Source organism: Flavobacterium sp. YJ01, from assembly GCF_029320955.1.
Taxonomy (GTDB): Bacteria; Bacteroidota; Bacteroidia; order Flavobacteriales; family Flavobacteriaceae; genus Flavobacterium.
The window spans coordinates 5,221,872-5,241,618 of record NZ_CP119757.1 but is presented as its reverse complement, the minus strand read 5'-3'; the positions used below and the strand labels follow the sequence as shown (position 1 = coordinate 5,241,618).

Genomic DNA, 19,747 nt, shown 5'->3' with positions numbered 1-19,747 from the left:
CAAATCAGAGATTAAAATGTTAAAAAACGGAATATGCCTAAAAATTCAGAATAAATTCAAAATTGGATTGTAAACTTAGCGGTTTTTGGAATAACTGAATAAGCGGGGATAAAATTAGGCAGGGACAGCATGGGATTCGGTTCTAATTTAGTAAATTTATTATCCCGCAGATCAGTTACCAGCATATAATCCGATTACAATGAAGGTTTTAATTATCGAAGACGAGCAGGATATCGCTCAGAGCATACAGGGCTATTTTAAGGGAGAAGGCGTCAAATGCGAGACAGCGCACAGCTATGTGCAGGCAATCCACAAGATTGACAATTACGATTATGACTGCATACTGCTTGACCTTGGCCTTCCCGACGGGGACGGATTTGACATATTGCGCGAGCTCAGGAGCAAGGACAAGACCGACGGGGTGATTATCATATCGGCCAAAGAGACCCTTGAGGCAAGGATTGAGGGCTTCAGCCTTGGCGCCGACGATTACCTCACCAAACCCTTCCACCTCGCCGAACTGCTGGTTAGGATGCAGGCCCTTGTGAGGCGCAGGAATTTCAGGGGAAGCAACAGGGTGGTCTTCAAGGAAATCCAGATTGAGGTTTTCACCAAAACGGTCCTGGTCAGCGGCCAAAAGCTGGAGCTAACCAGAAAGGAGCTCAACCTGCTGCTGTTCCTGATCGGAAATAATGATAAAGTGCTTTCAAAATCCGCCATTGCCGAGCATCTTTCAGGCGATATGGCCGACATGCTCGACAGCCACGACTTCATATACGCCCATATTAAAAACCTCAAAAAGAAACTCGCCAAAGCAGGCTCCGGCGACTACATCAAAACTGTCTACGGCGAAGGATACAAATGGGAAAAATGAACACAAAAAAACTGCTCAGCAAAACAACCCGCGATTTTCTGATCCTGGCGGCAGCCATTCTGCTGATCTGCGCGCCGATATTCTACTATGTGAGCCAGTGGCTCTACATCTATGAAACCGAAGAGGTCCTCGTGCAGCACAAGAACGCCTTCGTGAATCAGAGCAGCAGGAATTTTACACCCGAGGACATCAAGACCTGGAACAGGTTCAACCTGCATTTCACCATCCTGCCCGATATGGGGGTCACCAAAGATTCCATAGTGGGCACCATGGTCGAGGATTCCACTGCCGAAGAGAAGGAGCCTTTCCGCATCATCTACGCGCCGGTGCAGATTGCAGGCAAAACATACACCTACACCGAGAAGATCCATCTTCTGGAAATGGAGCGCATGGTATTCAGCATAGCCGGAATGTTCACCTTCATACTGCTGGTGCTTTTCATCGGCATTGTGTGGCTTTCCAAAAAGACGGCCTCCAAACGCTGGATGCCCTTCTACAACACCCTGGACCAGATACATGAATTTGAGATAGACAAAAGCAAGCCGCCCCATTTCATCAAATCAGACATCGATGAATTTGAACGCCTCAACAGAAGCCTAGAGGCGCTCATTGAAAAAAATACCGCCATCTACAAAAGCCAGAGGGAATTTGTGGAAAATGCGGCGCACGAGCTTCAGACCCCCCTAGCGCTGTTCCAGAATAAGATCGACACCCTGTTCCAGATGGATCTCAACAAAGATCAGACCCACGTGCTTGGCACGCTGAGCAGGGATGTGGCAAAACTCAACAGGCTCAACAAAAACCTGCTGCTGCTCTCCAAAATGGAGCATGAGGCCTATCTGGATAAAAGCACCATCTCGGTCAACGCCCATATTGAAAAGCACCTGGACTTCTTCACCGAACAGGCCGACCAGAAGCAGGTGTCCATCAGTATGCAGATCTCCGAAAGCCTGCAGATATATGGCAATCCTGTCCTTGGGGAAATCCTGATCAACAACCTTGTGCTCAATGCCATACGGCACAACCGCAGCGGAGGGAATATCATCATCAGGACCATGCCCGACGAGCTGCTGATCCTAAACACGGGAGTGCCTTCGCCGCTGCCCATAGAAAAGCTCTTCAACCGGTTTTTTAACGGCGGCACCTCGGCAAACGGCACCGGACTGGGTCTGGCAATCATCAGGAAGATAGCCGAAATAAGCGGCTGGAGGGTCAGCTATTCATTCTATAAGGGACTGCACAGCTTCAGCGTTCGTTTCCAGCGCCGCGCGCTGGGCTCTTCAAACGGCCAGGCACCCTGGAGGAATGGCTGAAAGGGCTTCGCAGATAATTTTTCATAAACTCGGCCTTTATTTCTTAATAAAAACCAAAAATTCAGAATGATTACAACATTGCAATGTAAACTTTGCTGAGTTATTATTGAGTTATGAGCAAATTGTCTTTGAGAACCGGCAGATACGCGCTGCTGGTTCACTTTATTGCGTGGTTTTTATTATTTTCACAGCTATTAAGAGTTATATTTCTAATCTGGCAGCACGATCAGGTTTCCCTAAATGTCCTGGATGCCGCCCGCACGCTGCTAACCGGATTTTTCTTTGATCTGGGCACCATTGTCCTGATTTCTTTTCCCGCCGTCCTATACTATACCGTATTTGCCGGCAGATGGACCGGCTCCATCGCCGATAGGGCCATCACCTGGTTCTTTATCTCGGTGAACGTATTTATTCTGGTCTTCACCTTTCTGGCTGAAATCACCTTCTGGGATGAGTTCAGGACACGCTTCAATTTTATTGCCGTGGACTACCTGATCTACACCTATGAGGTTATTGCCAATATACAGGAGTCCTATCCCCTGCCGCTTCTGATTGCATCAGTGCTGGCAGTGACGGCACTTGTCCTTTTTGCCTTCCACAGATCAAAAGCCTTTGCTGCCGCATTCGCCCATAATGCGGACATAGTGAAGAGGGTTTCCATACTGCTTGTCTTTACGGCGGCAGCTTCTTTTTATATCACCTTTATCTCCAGCAGCCAGGCCGAATGGTCCCCAAACCGCTATAATTCCGAAATCTCCAAATCAGGGATCTATTCCTTTTTTGCCGCCTTCCGCAACAATCAGATGAAATACGAGCGCTTCTACACCACCATCAGCAATGACAGGGCATTCGGCATCGTAAAATCAAAACTACGCGACAGCACCGTGTCCTATGCCTCAACAGGCTATTCGATCCACCGCAGCATAAAGGATGCCCAGACCCCTCTTGAGAGGAAAAACGTCGTATTTGTGCTCATGGAGTCCTTCAGCGCCGGTTTTATGAATGAATTCGGAAACAGGCAGAACCTGACCCCTTTCCTGGACAGCCTTGCCCAGAAGAGCGTCTTTTTCAATAATATGTACGCCACCGGAACCCGGACCGTAAGGGGAATGGAGGCCGTTACGCTTTGCATCCCCCCGACCCCAGGGCAGTCCATCGTAAAAAGGCCCGATAACCAGAACCTTTTTACCATCAGCAACGTCTTTAGGTCCAAAAACTACCAGTGCAGCTTCTTTTACGGCGGGGACGGCTATTTCGACAACATGAACTCCTATTTCGGAGGCAACGGATTCACCATATACGACCGCGGACGCGGAAGCGTGCTCAGCGACCGGATCAAGACCGTGCGCCATAATATTGCAGACAGCGAAGTCACCTTTGAGAATGCCTGGGGTATCTGCGATGAGGATATCTTCAATAAAATGCTCAGCACCGCCGACCGGCAGTACAAGGAAGGAAAACCGTTCCTGAATTTTGTAATGACGACCTCCAACCACAGGCCGTACACCTATCCGTCAGGCAGAATTGACATCCCGTCGGGAACAGGACGCGAGGGCGCTGTGAAATATGCGGACTATGCACTTAAAAGGCTCTTTGCCGAGGCATCCAAAAAGCCGTGGTACAAAAATACGGTCTTCATCATAATAGCGGACCACTGCGCCAGCAGCGCCGGGAAGGATGAGATTGACATTGCCAACTACCATATACCCGCTTTCATAGCAAACCTGCCCGAAGCAGAAAATCGGAAGATAGGCGCGCAGTGCTCGCAGATCGATCTCTGGCCGACGGTCTTTTCGCTCTTCAGATGGCATTATGAATCGGATTTCTTCGGAAGGGATGTCCTTGCGCAGAATTTTGAGCAGCGCGCGTTTCTGGGAACCTACCGCAAGCTGGCACTGATGAAGGGCAGCAGGGTGATGATTCTCTCCGACCAGCAGAAGCAGGCCTTCTACAGCTGGAAAAAATCCGACAACAGCCTCACTCCCCTTGCGATGGACAGAAGCTTTCTGGAGGAGACCATAGCATGGTACCAGACGGCCGATTACCTTTTTACAAACAAACTTCTAAAATAAGCGATGACCTATATACATTTCATTATAAATCCCGTCTCCGGAGACGGACGCCACAGCCTGTCCGATCTTTACATCAGGCAGTTCTTTCCCGCCGACCGCTTCAAGATCAGGGCCGATTACACCCTGCGAAAAAAGCACGCGCTTTCCCTTACCGCAAGCGCACTGGAGCAGAATCCCGATATCATAGTGGCCTGCGGCGGGGACGGCACCATCAATGAGGTCGCCTCATGCCTGATAGGCACGGGGGTCGAATTGGGCATCATCCCGCTGGGTTCGGGAAACGGCCTAGCCTCGCATCTGAACATTCCCCACGATATAGAAAAATCCCTTGAAGTGATCAGGGATAGGAGAAAAATACGCATTGATGCGGGAAGGATAAACCAGCATTATTTTTTCAGCAATGCGGGTGTGGGCATTGACGCCATGGTCATCAAAAAATACGAGCATTCCGCAGGAAGGATGCTCTTTTCCTATATCAGGGCCGCTGTCGCCTCCAGCTTCGAATATAAGGCGCAGCCCACCGTTGTCTATTTTGACGACAGGGTGATCCCCATCAGGCCATTTATGGTTTTTGTCTCCAATTCAAATGAAATGGGATACAGCATGAGCCTTACCCCGGATGCCATGCTCACAGACGGAAGGCTGAATCTGGTGCTGATACCTGAGCTTTCCTTCATCGAAAAGATAGCCTTGGGCTACCATATACTGAACCGCTCGGTCTCCAGATTCAAAAAGGCCCAGCACCATCTGGTGCAGAACCTGTGCGTGGAAATGCCCAACAGGATTTTTACCGACGCCCAGATCGACGGCGAACACTACAAGCTCAGAACCAACAGCTGCAGGATCTCGGTAGCTCCCGCAGTACTGACCGTGCTGGTCTAGAATGGGCATCGCCTTTTTGGGTTTTCCGTCCTGCAGAGCTGTTCTGCAGGCACAGCGGCATAGCCGCTATTTTGCTATCGAACTGCGGTCAGTGTCAAAATCGAGAAGCACCAGCTTCTGGTCATCCAGAAATATCAGCATATCGAGAACCTCGGACTGGTTCCGCTTTTCATCCTGGGGAGGACTATCGGGAAAAATCAGCGCCGTAAGCTCATCCAGGGCGAAATCCCTCTCCGGGTTATCCCTGAGGATGGTAAGGATTACAGCGGAAATATTCAAATGCTTTCTCATAGTTTATATCTTTTGGGGTTGCTCTCCGGCATTAGGGCCGGAAATATGGAATAAACCGCAGGCTTTTGGAAGGCCTGCGGTTCTGAATTAACAATTTTCCTCCGCCTTTTTCAGGATTCTCCGTTTGGAGTGAGGCTATTGCGGCCAATGCCCTTATCCAAAGCTTTTTCAGTTGCCTTTTCATGGGGCTTGTCCAGTATGTGGTACAGGACGAAATGCCTGACCCGAACAATGATTCCCAGCACTATCACAAGGCCGAGAATCGTAAGTATGATCGTCTTTCCTATATTTACCGCCGAATATTTGTTTTTCCTTCTGACAGGCCTTCCCTTCTGGCCCCTCGGGGTTTTATGGATATTGGGATAGTATTTTTTATGTCGTTTTTTCATTTCGGGTAGAATTCGAACGGAAGCCCGACCCGCAGATACAGCTCAATTTGCCATAAGCTGCCGGCAGAACTGCCTGTTCAGTTATAGGCATGCACGGTCCAGCCCGGTTCTCCAGGGCTTCAGTGCAGCTGAATTCAGGCAAAAGGGAGCCTTGCCGCTATGGCCTGACGGTTCTCCATGCAATGGATCCCATCTGCGGCCTGCGGCAAAAAATAAGCGCCAAATATGTAGATTTAAGTGCGGGTGCTCCCTTTTCCCTGCTTTAGAATTTCATTTTCTGAATGCGCACGGCATTAAGGATCGCAATCAGAGACACCCCGACATCAGCAAACACCGCTTCCCACATAGTGGCAAGCCCGCCCGCTCCGAGGATGAGCACTATCCCTTTCACTACAAATGCAAGGGTGATATTCTGCCAGACGATCTTCTTGGTCTGCCTGCCGATATTGATGGCCATCGGTATCTTTGAAGGCTTGTCGTCCTGTATGACAACGTCCGCCGTCTCAATGGTGGCGTCGCTTCCCAGTCCTCCCATCGCAATCCCCGCATCGCTTAAGGCTACAACAGGTGCGTCATTCACGCCGTCTCCCACAAAAGCAACCGTCCCAAACTGCGACTTGATCTCCTTAACCTTGTTTACCTTGTCCTCAGGAAGGAGGTCGCCGTACGCATTGTCTATGCCAAGCTTGTCGGCCACATATTTCACAACGCTCCCCTTGTCCCCGCTTAGCATCGTTGCCTTGATATTAAGCTTATGCAGCAGCTCTATGGTCAGCTGGGAGTCTTCCTTGATGCTGTCGGCAATTGTGATGTAGCCCGCATATTTCCTGTCGTAGCTTACCGCAATGGTGGTGTACACTATCGAAGTCGGATCGACGTCATAGGCAATGCCGAACTTGTCAAGAAGCTTGAAGTTGCCCGCAAGCAGCTCTTTTCCGTTGATGGCCGCCTTGAGTCCATGCCCTGCAATTTCTTCAGTGCTTTCCAGTTTTATCGAACTGTCGACCTCCCCGACATATTCATGGATCGCCGTGGCAACGGGATGCGAGCTCATGCTCTCAATCGCATTGACCATTTTTAGGATCTCGTCCTTGTCAAATTCTGGCTTGAAGACCGTTTCCTGCACCTTGAACACCCCTTCTGTCATCGTCCCGGTCTTATCCATAACCACGTTCTGTATCGAGGCCATTACGTCAAGGAAATTGCTTCCCTTGAAAAGTATACCGTTTCGGCTCGCTGCACCGATTCCGCCAAAATAGCCAAGGGGAATCGAAATCACTAGCGCGCACGGGCAGGAGATCACAAGAAAGACAAGGGCTCTGTAAAGCCAGCTGCTGAAATCATAATTGTCCACAAAGAAATAAGGCAGCAGGCAGATTCCGATAGCCAGGAAAACCACGATTGGCGTGTAGATTTTGGCAAACCTGCGTATGAAAAGCTCCGTAGGGGCCTTCTGCGAGGTGGCATTCTGCACAAGCTCCAGTATCCTGCTGAGCTTGCTGTCGGTAAATGCCGCGGTGACCTTCACTTGGGCAGCCACATTCAGATTGATCATTCCCGCAAGAACAGCCTCTCCTTTAGACTTGGTGTCCGGTTTGCTTTCCCCGGTAAGGGCTGCCGTATTGAAAGATGCGCTTTCGGTCAGCAGCTCTCCGTCAAGGCCCAGCTTTTCCCCAGGCTTCAGCTGGATGATGTCGCCGATCTGCGCCTCTTCAGCCTTAATGTTTTTGGTTTTGCCATCAGCAACGATGGTCACTTCATCAGGCCTCTGGTCCAGAAGGCTTTTGATGTTGCGCTGCGCTCTTGACACCGCCAGGGTCTGGAATACCTCCCCCACAGCGTAAAAAAGCATCACGGCAACTCCTTCAGGGTATTCCTTGATAATGAACGCCCCGATCGTGGCAATGCTCATAAGAAGGAATTCGGAGAAAATCTCACCCTTGCCCATGCTTTTGAAGGCATCCCTGATAACCGGAAAGCCGACAATGAGATAGGCTGCGAGATACCATGCGAAACGCAGGGCGCCTAAAAACCAATCCGGCTTTATCCAGTTGTCAAACGAGATGGCCGCAAGAAGCAGAACCAGCGATATTATCGAAGGGAGGAACATCTTTAAAGGCCCTCCTTCCGCACCGCTGTGGTCATGTCCGTCGTCATCGCTGTGGCTGTGGTTATGCCCGTCGCCCTTACTGTGCGCATGCTTGTGCCCATCATCGGCGCTGTGCCCTTTCAGAAGCTTCTCAGCTCCTGCCTGGGTGTAAACCTTCTCGGTCTGGGTGCAGCAGATCTGTTTTCCGTCTTTATCGTATTTATGCTTGTGTTCCATAATCTTTTAATGTTATAAGGTTAAAAAATACGGCGCCGATCCCCTTGAAGAAAAGGCTCCGATAAAAGGGCCGGCAATTTTTCAGCCGTTCCTTTTTTTACTCTTAATCAATCTGTCCACAAATCTTCTGTACCAGCCAAACTGGTTTATGGTGAAAATAAGCAGTATTATAAGTGTCGCCGCCACTGCCAGGACAAACATATTGAGGGCTATGGCCATGCCGACTGCCGAAGTCGTCCACAGTCCTGAAGCAGTGGTCAGTCCCTTGGGGAGATTTTTCTCGTCTCTGAAAATCAGTCCTGCGCCTATGAATCCGAGTCCTGTCGCAATGGCCGCCAGCATTCTGGCTATGGCGGATTTGTCGGCGGTCAGATGGGCCGAAATCGAAACAAACAGGCACGAGGCCACACAGATGCAGGCAAAGGTCCTCACACCGGAATTCTGCTGTTCGCGTTCCCTTTCCAGGCCTAATAGCCCTCCAAGAAAAACGGCAAGAAGCAGTTTAGCGGAAAGCAGCAGCTCAAATTCGATATCCATAGCAGGCTGATTTTTAGATTGGCACTATCTTACATTTCGAAATATTCGTTATTCTTGGGCTTGACCGGAATATCCGCCGCGCCTGTCATTTCAAGAAGATTGATCTCAATGGTCTGCGCCAGGGAGGTCATCGGAGTATCCACGGGCGTGTTCTCAAAAGGATCCTGCATGATGATGGCAGTGGTTTCTATCGCAATGAAAAGCAGCGGAATCAGGATGGTCATCAGCACTTCCACAATCAGCTGCGAATCCTCCAGCCCGAAAGGCAGTATGGCCGCAAAAACATAGATCAGAGTGTGCACCAGCAGGCTGTAGGACTTGGGGAAGACCGTATTTTTAATGCGCTCGCATTTCCCCATATGGTCGCACAGGCGCGAAATGGTCTCATTGAGCTGCACCGTCTTGAAATCCGATATAATCCCTCTGCTCTCCATCTCGGCAATATTCTGCGAATGCAGGTCAAGCAGCGCATTTGGTATATTGGCCGCAGTAATATTATGGAATTTCAGGTAGGCCTGCACTTTCGGGCTGAACGGCTGGCGGCGCAGTGATTCGCCAAGGGCATAAACCCAAATGATCTGCCTTTCTGCGAACTGCGACGATATGTCGCTGTTTTCCTTGGACGCGAACTGCATTACCTGCCTGATAAGGGTGCGCGAATCATTGACAATCGCACCCCATACGGTTCTGGCTTCCCACCATCTCTCATAGGACTGTGCCGTCCTGAATGCGAGAAGCAGTGAAACCGCGGTCCCCACAAGGGCTGGAATGCTTAGCGGAAGCGCCACTTTTTTAAATATGGGAAGCATATCCAGCAGCCCGATTGCAGCCGCGAATAGGACAATCAGAATAATCTGAGCCCTGATTTCACGCACAAAGTAAAGCACTGATATTTTACGGTTTAGAAGCATATTTAAACTTTAAAATTTTACAATATTCTTTGGTTCTCCATTATATTTCTGCAGTTATTGGCTCTTTAGGCATTTTTCGCAGATTCCCTTAGCTAAAATCTGGATCTCATCAATCTGCAGGCTCTCGGTAAGGCTTTTGGGAAGCGCGATCTCCTCACGGCAGGTGGTCTGCCTGCACTTTTTGCAGTAAAAATGAAGGTGGGTGTCATTATGGTCCTCCTCAGCGCAGGATTCGGCGCTCAGCCTGTATTTGGCCTCATTCTCGTCGGGAATCTTATGCGCAAGCCCCTTTTCCAGAAAGGTCTGCAGAGTGCGGTAGATCGTCACCTTATCCGCCTTATGGAAATGCTTTTCGATTTCAGCAAGCGATAATGCCGCTGTGAGCGTCTCCATATATTCGTAAATCAGGATACGCATCGTGGTCAGGCGTATATTCTTGCTGTTAAAGGCTTCTTCAGTCGTTTTCTTCATATGACTTTTCCATTAAAAATAAAACCGGCAATAAGGCCTATCCGTTAGGCAGTTATAGTAAATTTACGAAGCTTATTTTAAATTTCAGCATTCGGAAACTACTTTTTAGCAGGCAGATACTTCATAATCAGCCTTAATTGCCGGCAGTCTTTTAAATTAATGCAGGTTTACCGATTCGAGACCATCGATTAGAGACCCAGGGGGCGGATCTAAATTCTCCGGGGTATCACAGGCAAACACACACTGTCGAACAGTCACCTGCATTAAATCCTTCAAAATATTAATGTTCGTGGCCTCCCGAATTGCTCAGTTTGGCATTTACGAAAAAGGTTCCTTTCGTGACAATCTGCGCTCCGGCAGGCACATCCTTAACGGGTGTAACCGCTGTATAGCCCACTTCTGAAACTCCTTTGGTCACCTCCACTTTTTCAAAATTCATGCTTGTCGCTGCAATCCTCTTTTCCTCCTCAGGGCTGTGCTTTTCACCGGCTTCAGCGCCTTCCTCGCCTTCCGCCTCTTCATGCTCCTCAGGCTTCTTATCGGTTTTTACAAAAATGTAGAATTTTCCGTCCGCTTCAGCAATCGCATCATTAGGCACCGCAGCCGTAAGGGCCGTTCCCACGCCTACCATCGCCGTGATGTTCATTCCGTCGATTAGTCCGGTTTTATTGCCCGTTACTGTACAGTGGACCGCAACGCTCTTGCTCTGGTTCTCAAATGAGGAGCCTATATTGAACACCTTTGCTGTATAAGTCGCCGCAGGATTGTTGGTAAGGGTGAAAGTGACGCTCTGCCCCACTTTTATGCTGGGAAGATCTTTTTCAAAAACCTGAAGGTCCAAATGGATCAGCTGATTGTCCACTATCTCCACCACAGGCGAGGATACGTCAACATAGCTTCCGATCTTGGCAAACTCGGCGCTCACCGTTCCGGTTACAGGGCTTGTAACCGTTAGCGCAGCTCGCAGATTTGAGGCAGTAATTCCTGCCGGATTAATCCCCATTAGCTGTATCTGTTTGGCAAGCGATGCCTTGCGGGCGCGAAGCGCATTCACTTCCGCTGTGGCACTCTGAAGGTTCTTCAATGCTCCGGCATTTCCGGCCTGAAGATCTTTCTGGCGCTGCAGCTCCTGCTCGGCATTGGTGATGCGGCTGTTGATGGTGATGTACTCCTCCTGCTGCTGCACAAACTGCGGATTCTCGATCGTCGCAATCACCTGTCCCTTGCGGACCTGGTCGCCAAGCTGCACTTTAAGGGTTTTGATAACCCCTCCATAAAGTGATGTGGCATTGGCTTTATTGTTGTTGGGAACCCTTAAGGCGCCGTTGACTTTTATCGCTGCAGTCAGGTTCTTGTTCTCGATAGTGCCCAGCTGGACCCCTACCGATTTCATCTGGTCCTGGGTCAGCACTGCAATTGTAGCAGCTTCCTCCTCGCCATGCGCCTCTTCTTTCGCTCCCGCAGCATTTTCAGTTTTGGCAGCGTTTTCGCTTTCATTGCTTTTTTGTCCGCAGCTTACAAATGAGAAGATTGCAGCCGACGCGATTAATAATTGAATTTTGAGTTTCATCTATGCTCTATATTTAAAATTATCCTGTGGGAAGGCTCTGCCTGTCCCACAGGCTGTTATATTATTTATTTATTGTTGAAATAGTCAAACTGCACCGCAGAAAGGTTATACTGGTTCAATACGTCAAGATAATTCTGGCGGATGCCTACGGCCTGGGTCAGAAACTGTCCAAGCTCAGCAAAGCTAATCTCCCCCGAGCGGTAGCTCAATGTTGAGGCTTTGATAATGTCTTCTGCCTGCTTAAGCCCTGAAGTCTCATAGAAATTCAGCAGCGCAAGGTTTTTTTCAATCTCCGCCACAGAAGAATTCTTCTGGGTCGCCAGAAGCTGGGTCTGATAGGCAAGGTTCTTTTCCTGCACTTCTTTCTCAGCCTTTGCCGCTTTTACCTTATTATGGGCCGATACGGCTCCGAAAAGCGGGAACGATGCAGTGGCAGAAAACCCCGTGTACGGATCATCCAGCCCGTAAAGCCTCTGGCTGAATACCCTTCCCGACAGTTCAGGCATATTGCTGTTTCTGATTACTGAAATGTTTGATGATGCAATCTTCACATTCTGCTCCTGAAGGGTCAGAAGCGGATGCAGTCCGCCGCTTTCCGATAATGTAACCTCGGCTTTGCCAAGCGGCGCTTCTACGGGAAGCAGCCATTCATTCAGGTTCATAAGCATCATCAGCTGCTGCTGCTGCACGGTCATGTCCTTCTTGTTCTGGTCCGAAAAAGCTTTCAGCTCCTGAAGCTTGGCCTCTGCCGCAATCTTATCCAGCTGTGCCACATCACCTGCCTTTAAGCGAACTTCCGCAGTTTTTGAAAGCTGCGTATAGATGCTGTCCAGACGCTTGTACAGCTGCTGCTTGTCCTGCAGGTACCAAAGCTTGTAATAGGCCGTGCGCACATCCCTTTTGATTGTAGCGTTCAAAAGCAGCGTATTTAGCTGGCTGTACTGCAGCTGGTTTTTGAAATAGCTTTTTCTGGCGGCATAAAGTCCCGGCCACGCAAAACTCTGCGAGATACCGATTTTCAAGATCCCTGTTTTGTCGGACGGCCTCAAATCCTCATTCTCCGCAAAAACACCGGTTTTAGGAATGTCAATGGCCGTTTTTGCGTTGAGCCCGGCAGCCTGGATTTCAGACTTATTGATGTCCAGCTGCTGATTGCTCTGCAGGGCGGTTTCGACAGCCTTCTCAATTGGGATCCTCTGCTGCGCGTTTGCAGACCCTAGACCCGCAATAAGCAATATAGCTATGGCAGTTGTATTTCTCAATTTAAATTTTCCTTTAAAGTCAAACTTCGTGTTAAAAATAATATAGAGTAAAGGCAGCACGAAAAGAGTCAGGAACGTAGCTGTCACAAGACCTCCGATTACAACCGTAGCAAGGGGCTTCTGCACCTCCGCTCCGGCGCTGCTGCTGATAGCCATCGGCAGGAATCCCAGCGATGCCACCATAGCAGTCATAAGCACGGGACGCAGCCTTGTAATGGTTCCTTCTTTAACCCTTTCAAAAATGTTGCTCATCCCCTCTTTTTCAAGCTGGTTAAATGTTCCAATCAGTACGATACCGTTTAGCACTGCAACTCCAAATAGAGCTATAAATCCGATTCCGGCACTGATGCTGAAAGGCATCCCCCTTAGCATTAGGGCAAATATGCCCCCTATGGCACTCATAGGTATTGCAGTAAAGATCAGCGTAGCCTGCTTGAAGGAACGGAATGTGAAATACAGCAGTCCGAAAATCAGCAGCAGCGAAACCGGCACTGCAATCATAAGCCTTGCGCTTGCAGCCTGCAGGTTCTCAAATTGTCCTCCATAAGTGAAATAGTATCCTGGCGGCAGTTTTACCTTCTCAGACAGCTTTTTCTGGATGTCCTGCACCACACTCTGCACATCTCGGCCCTTAACATTGAATCCGATTACAATCCTTCTTTTTCCCGCTTCCCTGCTGATCTGTGCAGGGCCCAGCTTATAGTCGATTTTAGCTACCTGGGATAAAGGCACCTGAACACCGGTATTGGTTGGGATCATCAGATTGCTCACATCGTCTATGCTGCTTCGGTGAATGCTGTCAAGACGCACCACAAGGTCGAATCGTCGTTCGTTTTCATATACCTGTCCCGTGCTTTTTCCTGCAAAGGCAGTGCTGACAACATCATTCACATCCTCGATGGTAAGCCCGTAATTGGCAATTCTGGTCCTGTCATATTCAATATTGATCTGCGGAAGGCCGCTAACCCTTTCAATCTGCGGCGAGGTTGCTCCCGGAACGCTTTGTATAACCTGCCCAACTTCGTTGGCATACTGGGAAAGCGTATCTAAATTCTCACCGAATATCTTCACGGCAACGTCCTGTCTGATACCGGTCATAAGCTCATTGAAACGCATCTGGATCGGCTGGTTCTTTTCAAAGAAAACCCCCGGAATGACTTCAAGCTTTTCCATTATGGCATCTGCAAGCTCTGCATAGCTCCTGCCTGATTTCCATTCCTTCTGCGGTTTAAGGACAACCATTAAATCGGTGGCCTCCGGAGGCATTGGATCGGTAGGCACCTCGGCAGCTCCCGTCTTGCCGACAACCATCTTCACCTCGTCAAACTGCTTGATAATTCTTGAGGCCTGCATCGAGGTCTCGATGCTTTGGTTCAGCGAGCTTCCCTGCGGCAGTATGCAGTGGAATGCGTAATCGCCTTCCTGAAGCTGCGGGATAAACTCTCCTCCCATTCTTGTAAAGCAGAAGACGGCAACCAGGAATATGGCTCCCGTAACGCCAACCACAGTATATTTGATATCAATCACCTTCTGAAGCAGAGGCTGATAAATGCTCTGGATTCTGTTCATCATCCTATCGCTGAACGTCTCTTTATGCTGCGGTTTCTTAGATAGGAAAAGCGCGCACATCATCGGAATATAAGTCAATGATAAAATTAAGGCTCCAAATATTGCAAATCCTACCGTCTGCGCCATAGGGCGGAACATTTTCCCTTCAACGCCCACAAGGGTCAGAATCGGGATATATACAATTAAAATGATGATCTCACCGAAGGCCGCACTGGTACGGATTTTAGAGGCAGAATCGAAAACCTCTTCATCCATCTCATCCTGGGTAAGATTATTGAGAGACTTGCGCATGGCCAGATGATGGAGCGTGGCCTCAACCACAATTACCGCACCATCCACTATAAGGCCAAAGTCAATTGCCCCAAGAGACATCAGATTGGCGCTTACGCCAAATACATTCATCAGTCCAAGCGCAAACAGCATTGCAAGAGGAATGGCTGAGGCAACAATAAGCCCCGCGCGGAAATTTCCTAAAAATAATACCAGCACAAATATTACGATAAGTGCGCCTTCCACCAGGTTCTTTTCAACTGTGCTGATTGCACGGCCGACAAGGTCTGTACGGTCAAGGTACGGTTCAATCACAATATCGTCAGGAAGGGATTTCTGGATGGTCGGCAGTTTTTCTTTGATGCGCTTTACAACCTCATTACTGTTCTCGCCTTTCAGCATCATTACGACACCGCCCACCGCATCAACTTCGCCATTATAGGTCAAGGCCCCATATCTGACCGCTTTTCCAAATCTAACCTCGGCAACATCGCTTACATAAATCGGCGCCGCTCCGGTATTTTTCACTACAATCTTTTTAACATCATCCAATGATGTCACCAGCCCTATTCCTCTGATGAAGTAAGCATTAGGCTTTTTATCTATATAGGCGCCTCCCGTATTTTGGTTGTTTTTTTGAAGCGCAGTAAAGATATCGGGGATGCTAACCCCCATTGCACGAAGCCTTTCAGGGTTCACGGCAACTTCATACTGCTTTAATTCACCTCCAAAACTGTTAACTTCCGCGATTCCAGGGGTCCCGTACAGCTGTCTGGCCACAATCCAGTCCTGCATGGTGCGCAGGTCTTTGGCATTGTATTTATTCTTGCTGCCCTTCTTTGGGTGGATAATGTACTGGTACACCTCGCCAAGACCCGTACTTACAGGAGCCATTTCCGGAGTTCCCACCCCTTGCGGGATTCTGTCGGTAGCCTCCTTCAGCCTTTCATTGATAAGCTGTCTGGCAAAATAGATATTCGTTTCTTCATCGAACACAACTGTGATAACAGAAAGCCCGAATCTTGATATGCTTCTGATTTCCTGAATTTTTGGAACAGTTGCAATGCTCTGCTCTATCGGAAATGTCACCAGCTGTTCCACTTCCTGCCCGGCAAGCGTAGGGCAGCTGGTAAAAATCTGAACCTGATTGTTAGTGATGTCAGGTACGGCATCTATGGGCAGTTTTGTAGCGCTCCATGCGCCCCATATGATAAGGACCAAAGTCATTAAGCCAATAATGATTTTGTTCTTAATACTGAATTTAATTATACTGTCTAACACTATGCAAGTAATTTTAACGTTTAGAAAATAGTCTTTCAGCCCGTCTTTAAGATGGGGAAAGTTAGAAGTGCGTACAGGCATCCCGATTGGTTACGGTAAAGCATACGCCTGCCCTGCAGGACATTCAATGCCTGCCATAGCCCACTACTGGTGGGATGCGCAATCCGAAAAATCTAAACGAAAATCTTAGGCGGCTGCCAGATGGTTCCAGTGTAGCTGGAAATGAACTGGCAGTCTCTCAAAACAGTATTCCTGGCACTGATGTGCTGCTGGGGAAGATTAAAATCCGGCATCTTGAAGCTGAATTTTAAAACCGAAACACTGCAGCAGGAGCACTGGCAGAAAGGAGTGCAGTGGTCGTCATTATCACGGCTGTGATTATGGGTAAGCTCCTTCTGGTCCGAATTGGATGAAATACAGCTATTGTATACATCACTGCATGGAACTGCTAGCAGCCCTAGAATGTAAAGTAGTAATATTGTTGTTTTCCATCTCATGGGACAAATGTATAAAATAGTTTATGCAATCCGATTGCAAAGTGACTACATGCGCAATAAAGCGCTGATTACAGGAAAAATACGTATCGATATTGCCGCATACCTTAAACAGACAATTCCGGCTTCCTAAATGAAGACGCGGCGTGATTATTTCCTGTAATGCAAAGTAAACATTCAATTTTGTAAACATTCTGAATTTTTGCCCAATTAAGCAAAAAACATGTTTTTTTTCATAGTTTCTTGGAAAATACGGATGCACCCACATCCAGTACGGCACGGCTGCCTAACAAAAAAGCCTACGCTTTGATTCAGGTGCCGGCTTAGTTAAATTCCAAGTTTATACCATAGCTATTCCAATGCAGTTTGTTCTTTTAGCCTAAAAAAACTCGTTAATAATTGAATAAGGGAAATAGAAAACATTTCACTTTAGTCATTGTTGTACTTTTCAATGAGCAGCTCTCTTTTCATTTCACCCATCATCCAATTCCTTACATCCTTTATGCGCTTTTTAACGTCATTTTTTATGATTTCCATATCGGGCTCAAAATCTGCCGTACCCCTGATTTCTGAAATAAATGAATGGAAAGGTGTCCAATCATTGTGAGTCAATATCTGGTGCAGAGACAGACTGGCTGTTTCCCTCAACACACTAAAGTAAAACCCATTTATTTTCTTTGCTGAATTTTCAACTTCCAAAAACGCAAATAACCGTTGAAAGAAAAACGATTCTCCTATAGAGATGCCTTTTGCATCTTCAATAATATATAATGACGGACATGAATATTCATCGTTTTCGAGATTGTTATAATCTATGAAACCGCATATTTTATTGGGTACACAAACTACATCTAAATGATCATAAATGGCGTGTATACCATTCTTTTTATAGAAAGATGCAATTGTATTCGCGGCTGATTTATTGTTCATTTTGGTATTAAACGCAAATATTCCCTTAAAAAAAGGAATGGAATTCATTGGTCCTTCACATATTTTTTCAATACCCTTCAGCGAATCTGCAATTGTTGCGGAAGTTAAAGTCGTTTTAACCTCAATTACGGCCGCTACGGATTCCTTTTTTACCACTACTAGGTCATCTTCTCTAAAAACGGGAATATAATTGTGCTGGTCGTAAATTATGATATCAATCTGTTTATTGCTGCCCTCTATAAATCCTGTTGCGACATGAAATTTTTTAGGCACATATTTTCGGAGCACAGAAATAAAAAGCTGCTCTCTATAATTTCCAACTGTCTGGCCATGGCTGATGATATAATTAATGCGCTCGCTCTGGCTTCTGATTTCACTTGAAATTGAAGACAGGTATCTTTTTTTATTTTCAAGCTCGATTGTATTCCTGCCTAAAATAATAAACTCACTTGATTTAAATTCATCATACTTAAATGTGCCCACGGCTAAGTGAGATTTAAGGATTCCAGAGGCCTCTAATTTGGTCACACCTATTGATGTTACTAATAGATCAACGCAATCATCAACCTTTAGTCTTTTATGTGGGGAAGAATGGAGCGTATTGATTACCTCATGCCAGTTTTTTTTTATCTTGCTCTGCAGGGTGCTATAATATTTATCGCTAAAAGAACAGCTTCTGTCTACAATCAAAAACGGATTTACCAACTGTGCAAACTGCTGCATATCATAAGTGACTAACCCCCTTGCTTCTGTTTTATCATCGTCAGAAGTCCAATAAAATTTCACGGCATTACCATCAATTGCAAATACTTTTCCTGTCTGAGCTTCGCTGTAGTGGTCCTTATGGTTGATTATCAAATGATTTTTTTCCTTTAGAAATTCTAAGAATTCTTTTGTTGTCAATTTAGTCAATTTTTTGGTTAATGGTTAAAAAAAGTATGTTTATATCTTCGCACATTACGCATTCTGTCATCTTCTCCAATCAAGCGAATTTAGCATATTTTTCTTAGATTTTTTTCATCCCAGGCCATAAACTGCCTCAAATCATCGAGTCAAACAATAAAGTGTGCATGAATCTTTTACGTTTGGAAATCATCTGAATTTCGGCACATTATTTGGTGTTTTTTTTAAAATAAAATATTAATTTACTGCTAATTAACTAATCTGAAAATTATGAAAAAAACTTTATTTTTTCTGCTAGTCTTCGCAATGTTCACTACCGTATCGGCCCAAAGCCAATCCGCTTCCAATTCCTTCACATTTCCATGCGTCGACGCTTCATACAGGCTATACAGCACAAACAACATGTGGACCTATATCAAACTCAACACCCGAAACGGACAGATGTGGCAGGTCCAGTGGGACACTGGAAAAAACAGGTTCGAGTCTCCCCTTTCTCTAAAAGCACTTGTTGCCCCTGATCAGGAAAAAAACAACAGATTTGCACTTAGCCCTACCACCAATATATACAATTTCATTCTGCTCGACCAGGTTGACGGACGGGTTTGGCAGGTGCAGTGGTCAAACAAACCCGAAGAGCGCGCCATTTTAGCCATAGAATAAAGAAAGGCTGCAAAAAGCATTTTTCTCCATTGGCCAATAGCCTAATCCCGGCATTTAAAAATATAGGATAAGCATTAATGCATAAATGCATGAAGTTAAATCTTTGCTATATTTGGGATGCGCCGGCTGATTTTGTTTAAAATGCCTTATATTTGGCAGGACTATAAAAAATAAGCCAGAATTCTATCTTTAGCATGAAGCATTTTAAAAGCATATTGATAATGGCGCTTCTTGCCATACGCATGCTTTTCGGGGTTGAAGTCCACAGCGTGTCCTCCGCTCTTGCCGATTGTGCTGAGATGCTCAATTTTTCCAGCAGGAATGCCAAGCAGTCTGCTGTTGATGCACCCCACAGCAAAAAGAAAATCCGCATAAGCGCTTCTTCTCAGGACAAAAAAGAGAAGCATAAAGCCCCTGCTGCATTAAAATCTCTATTTGAAAAATTTGCTTATGAGGCGCTATCGCTTACGCACAGCAAGAGTTTCGCCTATTTTAAGCTCAAAGCCGCATTTACTGCCTCTTCAACCGGGTCGCTTTACCGGCTGAATCTCTTCTAGCCCTTATTAAATTTCCCTGCTGCCTTTTATCGCATAGCGGCAAAACTATCGCAATTCAGCTTCACGGCTTTGCACCGATGGCTGTCTTTCTATTCTTTTGAGCCTGCTGTGCTTCAGGTATGCCCAACAGAAGCTGTTCCCTCTGCAATTCTCAATGCCCGAAAATAAGCTGGCGGTTTTTCGCA

Annotated in this window: 15 protein-coding genes; 6 read left to right on the top strand and 9 right to left on the bottom strand. The window is 47.1% G+C overall.

All coding sequences use genetic code 11. From position 1 onward, the window contains the following. Window positions 1-199 precede the first annotated feature (199 nt). The 4 genes from P0R33_RS22470 to P0R33_RS22455 all read left to right on the top strand — a co-directional run bounded on the left by P0R33_RS22470 (window position 200) and on the right by P0R33_RS22455 (window position 5,141). The gene (locus tag P0R33_RS22470; RefSeq protein WP_219071592.1) at window positions 200-874 is read left to right on the top strand and encodes a response regulator transcription factor; all 675 of its coding nucleotides are present in this window, start codon (window positions 200-202) and stop codon (window positions 872-874) included. After that, a complete protein-coding gene (locus P0R33_RS22465; RefSeq protein ID WP_223705933.1) occupies window positions 871-2,187 on the top strand; it encodes a HAMP domain-containing sensor histidine kinase in 1,317 nt (438 codons plus the stop codon). Before P0R33_RS22470 ends, P0R33_RS22465 begins: the two co-directional genes overlap by 4 nt. Before the next feature lie 113 nt (window positions 2,188-2,300). Then, window positions 2,301-4,259 carry an LTA synthase family protein gene (locus P0R33_RS22460; RefSeq protein ID WP_219071594.1) on the top strand — a complete coding sequence of 653 codons (1,959 nt, stop codon included), beginning with the start codon at window positions 2,301-2,303 and terminating at the stop codon, window positions 4,257-4,259. A gap of 3 nt (window positions 4,260-4,262) precedes the next feature. Further along, window positions 4,263-5,141: a diacylglycerol kinase family protein gene (locus tag P0R33_RS22455; RefSeq protein ID WP_219071595.1), complete on the top strand. Its 879-nt coding sequence runs from the start codon at window positions 4,263-4,265 to the stop codon at window positions 5,139-5,141. A 66-nt stretch (window positions 5,142-5,207) separates the two neighbouring features. Here the strand turns inward: P0R33_RS22455 and P0R33_RS22450 are convergent, their stop codons facing one another. The 9 genes from P0R33_RS22450 to P0R33_RS22410 all read right to left on the bottom strand — a co-directional run bounded on the left by P0R33_RS22450 (window position 5,208) and on the right by P0R33_RS22410 (window position 18,345). After that, a complete protein-coding gene (locus tag P0R33_RS22450; protein WP_219071596.1) occupies window positions 5,208-5,432 on the bottom strand; it encodes a hypothetical protein in 225 nt (74 codons plus the stop codon). A 110-nt stretch (window positions 5,433-5,542) separates the two neighbouring features. Further along, window positions 5,543-5,821, bottom strand: a complete 279-nt coding sequence (locus tag P0R33_RS22445) for a hypothetical protein (protein ID WP_219071597.1) — start codon at window positions 5,819-5,821, stop codon at window positions 5,543-5,545. 262 nt (window positions 5,822-6,083) lie between these two features. Next, complete coding sequence (locus tag P0R33_RS22440) at window positions 6,084-8,147, bottom strand: heavy metal translocating P-type ATPase (protein WP_219071598.1); 2,064 nt, start codon at window positions 8,145-8,147, stop codon at window positions 6,084-6,086. 81 nt (window positions 8,148-8,228) lie between these two features. Continuing rightward, window positions 8,229-8,684 carry an MgtC/SapB family protein gene (locus P0R33_RS22435; protein WP_219071599.1) on the bottom strand — a complete coding sequence of 152 codons (456 nt, stop codon included), beginning with the start codon at window positions 8,682-8,684 and terminating at the stop codon, window positions 8,229-8,231. Between the two features lie 29 nt (window positions 8,685-8,713). Then, window positions 8,714-9,595 carry a bestrophin family ion channel gene (locus tag P0R33_RS22430; RefSeq protein ID WP_219071600.1) on the bottom strand — a complete coding sequence of 294 codons (882 nt, stop codon included), beginning with the start codon at window positions 9,593-9,595 and terminating at the stop codon, window positions 8,714-8,716. A 54-nt stretch (window positions 9,596-9,649) separates the two neighbouring features. Continuing rightward, a complete protein-coding gene (locus P0R33_RS22425; protein ID WP_219071601.1) occupies window positions 9,650-10,066 on the bottom strand; it encodes a transcriptional repressor in 417 nt (138 codons plus the stop codon). 280 nt (window positions 10,067-10,346) lie between these two features. Continuing rightward, window positions 10,347-11,636: an efflux RND transporter periplasmic adaptor subunit gene (locus P0R33_RS22420; RefSeq protein WP_219071602.1), complete on the bottom strand. Its 1,290-nt coding sequence runs from the start codon at window positions 11,634-11,636 to the stop codon at window positions 10,347-10,349. Between the two features lie 65 nt (window positions 11,637-11,701). After that, a complete protein-coding gene (locus P0R33_RS22415) occupies window positions 11,702-16,018 on the bottom strand; it encodes a CusA/CzcA family heavy metal efflux RND transporter (RefSeq protein WP_219071612.1) in 4,317 nt (1,438 codons plus the stop codon). Between the two features lie 923 nt (window positions 16,019-16,941). Further along, on the bottom strand, window positions 16,942-18,345 hold the full coding sequence (locus P0R33_RS22410; RefSeq protein ID WP_219071603.1) for a DUF6602 domain-containing protein: 1,404 nt from the start codon (window positions 18,343-18,345) through the stop codon (window positions 16,942-16,944). A gap of 270 nt (window positions 18,346-18,615) precedes the next feature. On the opposite strand from P0R33_RS22410, the gene P0R33_RS22405 reads away from it, so the two are divergent. Further along, complete coding sequence (locus P0R33_RS22405) at window positions 18,616-19,005, top strand: hypothetical protein (RefSeq protein WP_219071604.1); 390 nt, start codon at window positions 18,616-18,618, stop codon at window positions 19,003-19,005. 221 nt (window positions 19,006-19,226) lie between these two features. Next, window positions 19,227-19,562, top strand: coding sequence for a hypothetical protein (locus P0R33_RS22400; RefSeq protein ID WP_219071605.1), 336 nt, complete (start codon window positions 19,227-19,229; stop codon window positions 19,560-19,562). Window positions 19,563-19,747 lie beyond the last annotated feature (185 nt).

Bases quoted from the DNA above. Each gene is read 5' to 3' on its own strand.
- P0R33_RS22455 (WP_219071595.1), top strand. From the start codon at position 4,263: ATGACCTATATACATTTCATTATAAATCCCGTCTCCGGAGACGGACGC.
- P0R33_RS22450 (WP_219071596.1), bottom strand. From the start codon at position 5,432: ATGAGAAAGCATTTGAATATTTCCGCTGTAATCCTTACCATCCTCAGG.
- P0R33_RS22460 (WP_219071594.1), top strand. From the start codon at position 2,301: ATGAGCAAATTGTCTTTGAGAACCGGCAGATACGCGCTGCTGGTTCAC.
- P0R33_RS22425 (WP_219071601.1), bottom strand. From the start codon at position 10,066: ATGAAGAAAACGACTGAAGAAGCCTTTAACAGCAAGAATATACGCCTG.
- P0R33_RS22405 (WP_219071604.1), top strand. From the start codon at position 18,616: ATGAAAAAAACTTTATTTTTTCTGCTAGTCTTCGCAATGTTCACTACC.
- P0R33_RS22420 (WP_219071602.1), bottom strand. From the start codon at position 11,636: ATGAAACTCAAAATTCAATTATTAATCGCGTCGGCTGCAATCTTCTCA.
- P0R33_RS22400 (WP_219071605.1), top strand. From the start codon at position 19,227: ATGGCGCTTCTTGCCATACGCATGCTTTTCGGGGTTGAAGTCCACAGC.
- P0R33_RS22435 (WP_219071599.1), bottom strand. From the start codon at position 8,684: ATGGATATCGAATTTGAGCTGCTGCTTTCCGCTAAACTGCTTCTTGCC.
- P0R33_RS22465 (WP_223705933.1), top strand. From the start codon at position 871: ATGAACACAAAAAAACTGCTCAGCAAAACAACCCGCGATTTTCTGATC.
- P0R33_RS22445 (WP_219071597.1), bottom strand. From the start codon at position 5,821: ATGAAAAAACGACATAAAAAATACTATCCCAATATCCATAAAACCCCG.
- P0R33_RS22440 (WP_219071598.1), bottom strand. From the start codon at position 8,147: ATGGAACACAAGCATAAATACGATAAAGACGGAAAACAGATCTGCTGC.
- P0R33_RS22430 (WP_219071600.1), bottom strand. From the start codon at position 9,595: ATGCTTCTAAACCGTAAAATATCAGTGCTTTACTTTGTGCGTGAAATC.
- P0R33_RS22470 (WP_219071592.1), top strand. From the start codon at position 200: ATGAAGGTTTTAATTATCGAAGACGAGCAGGATATCGCTCAGAGCATA.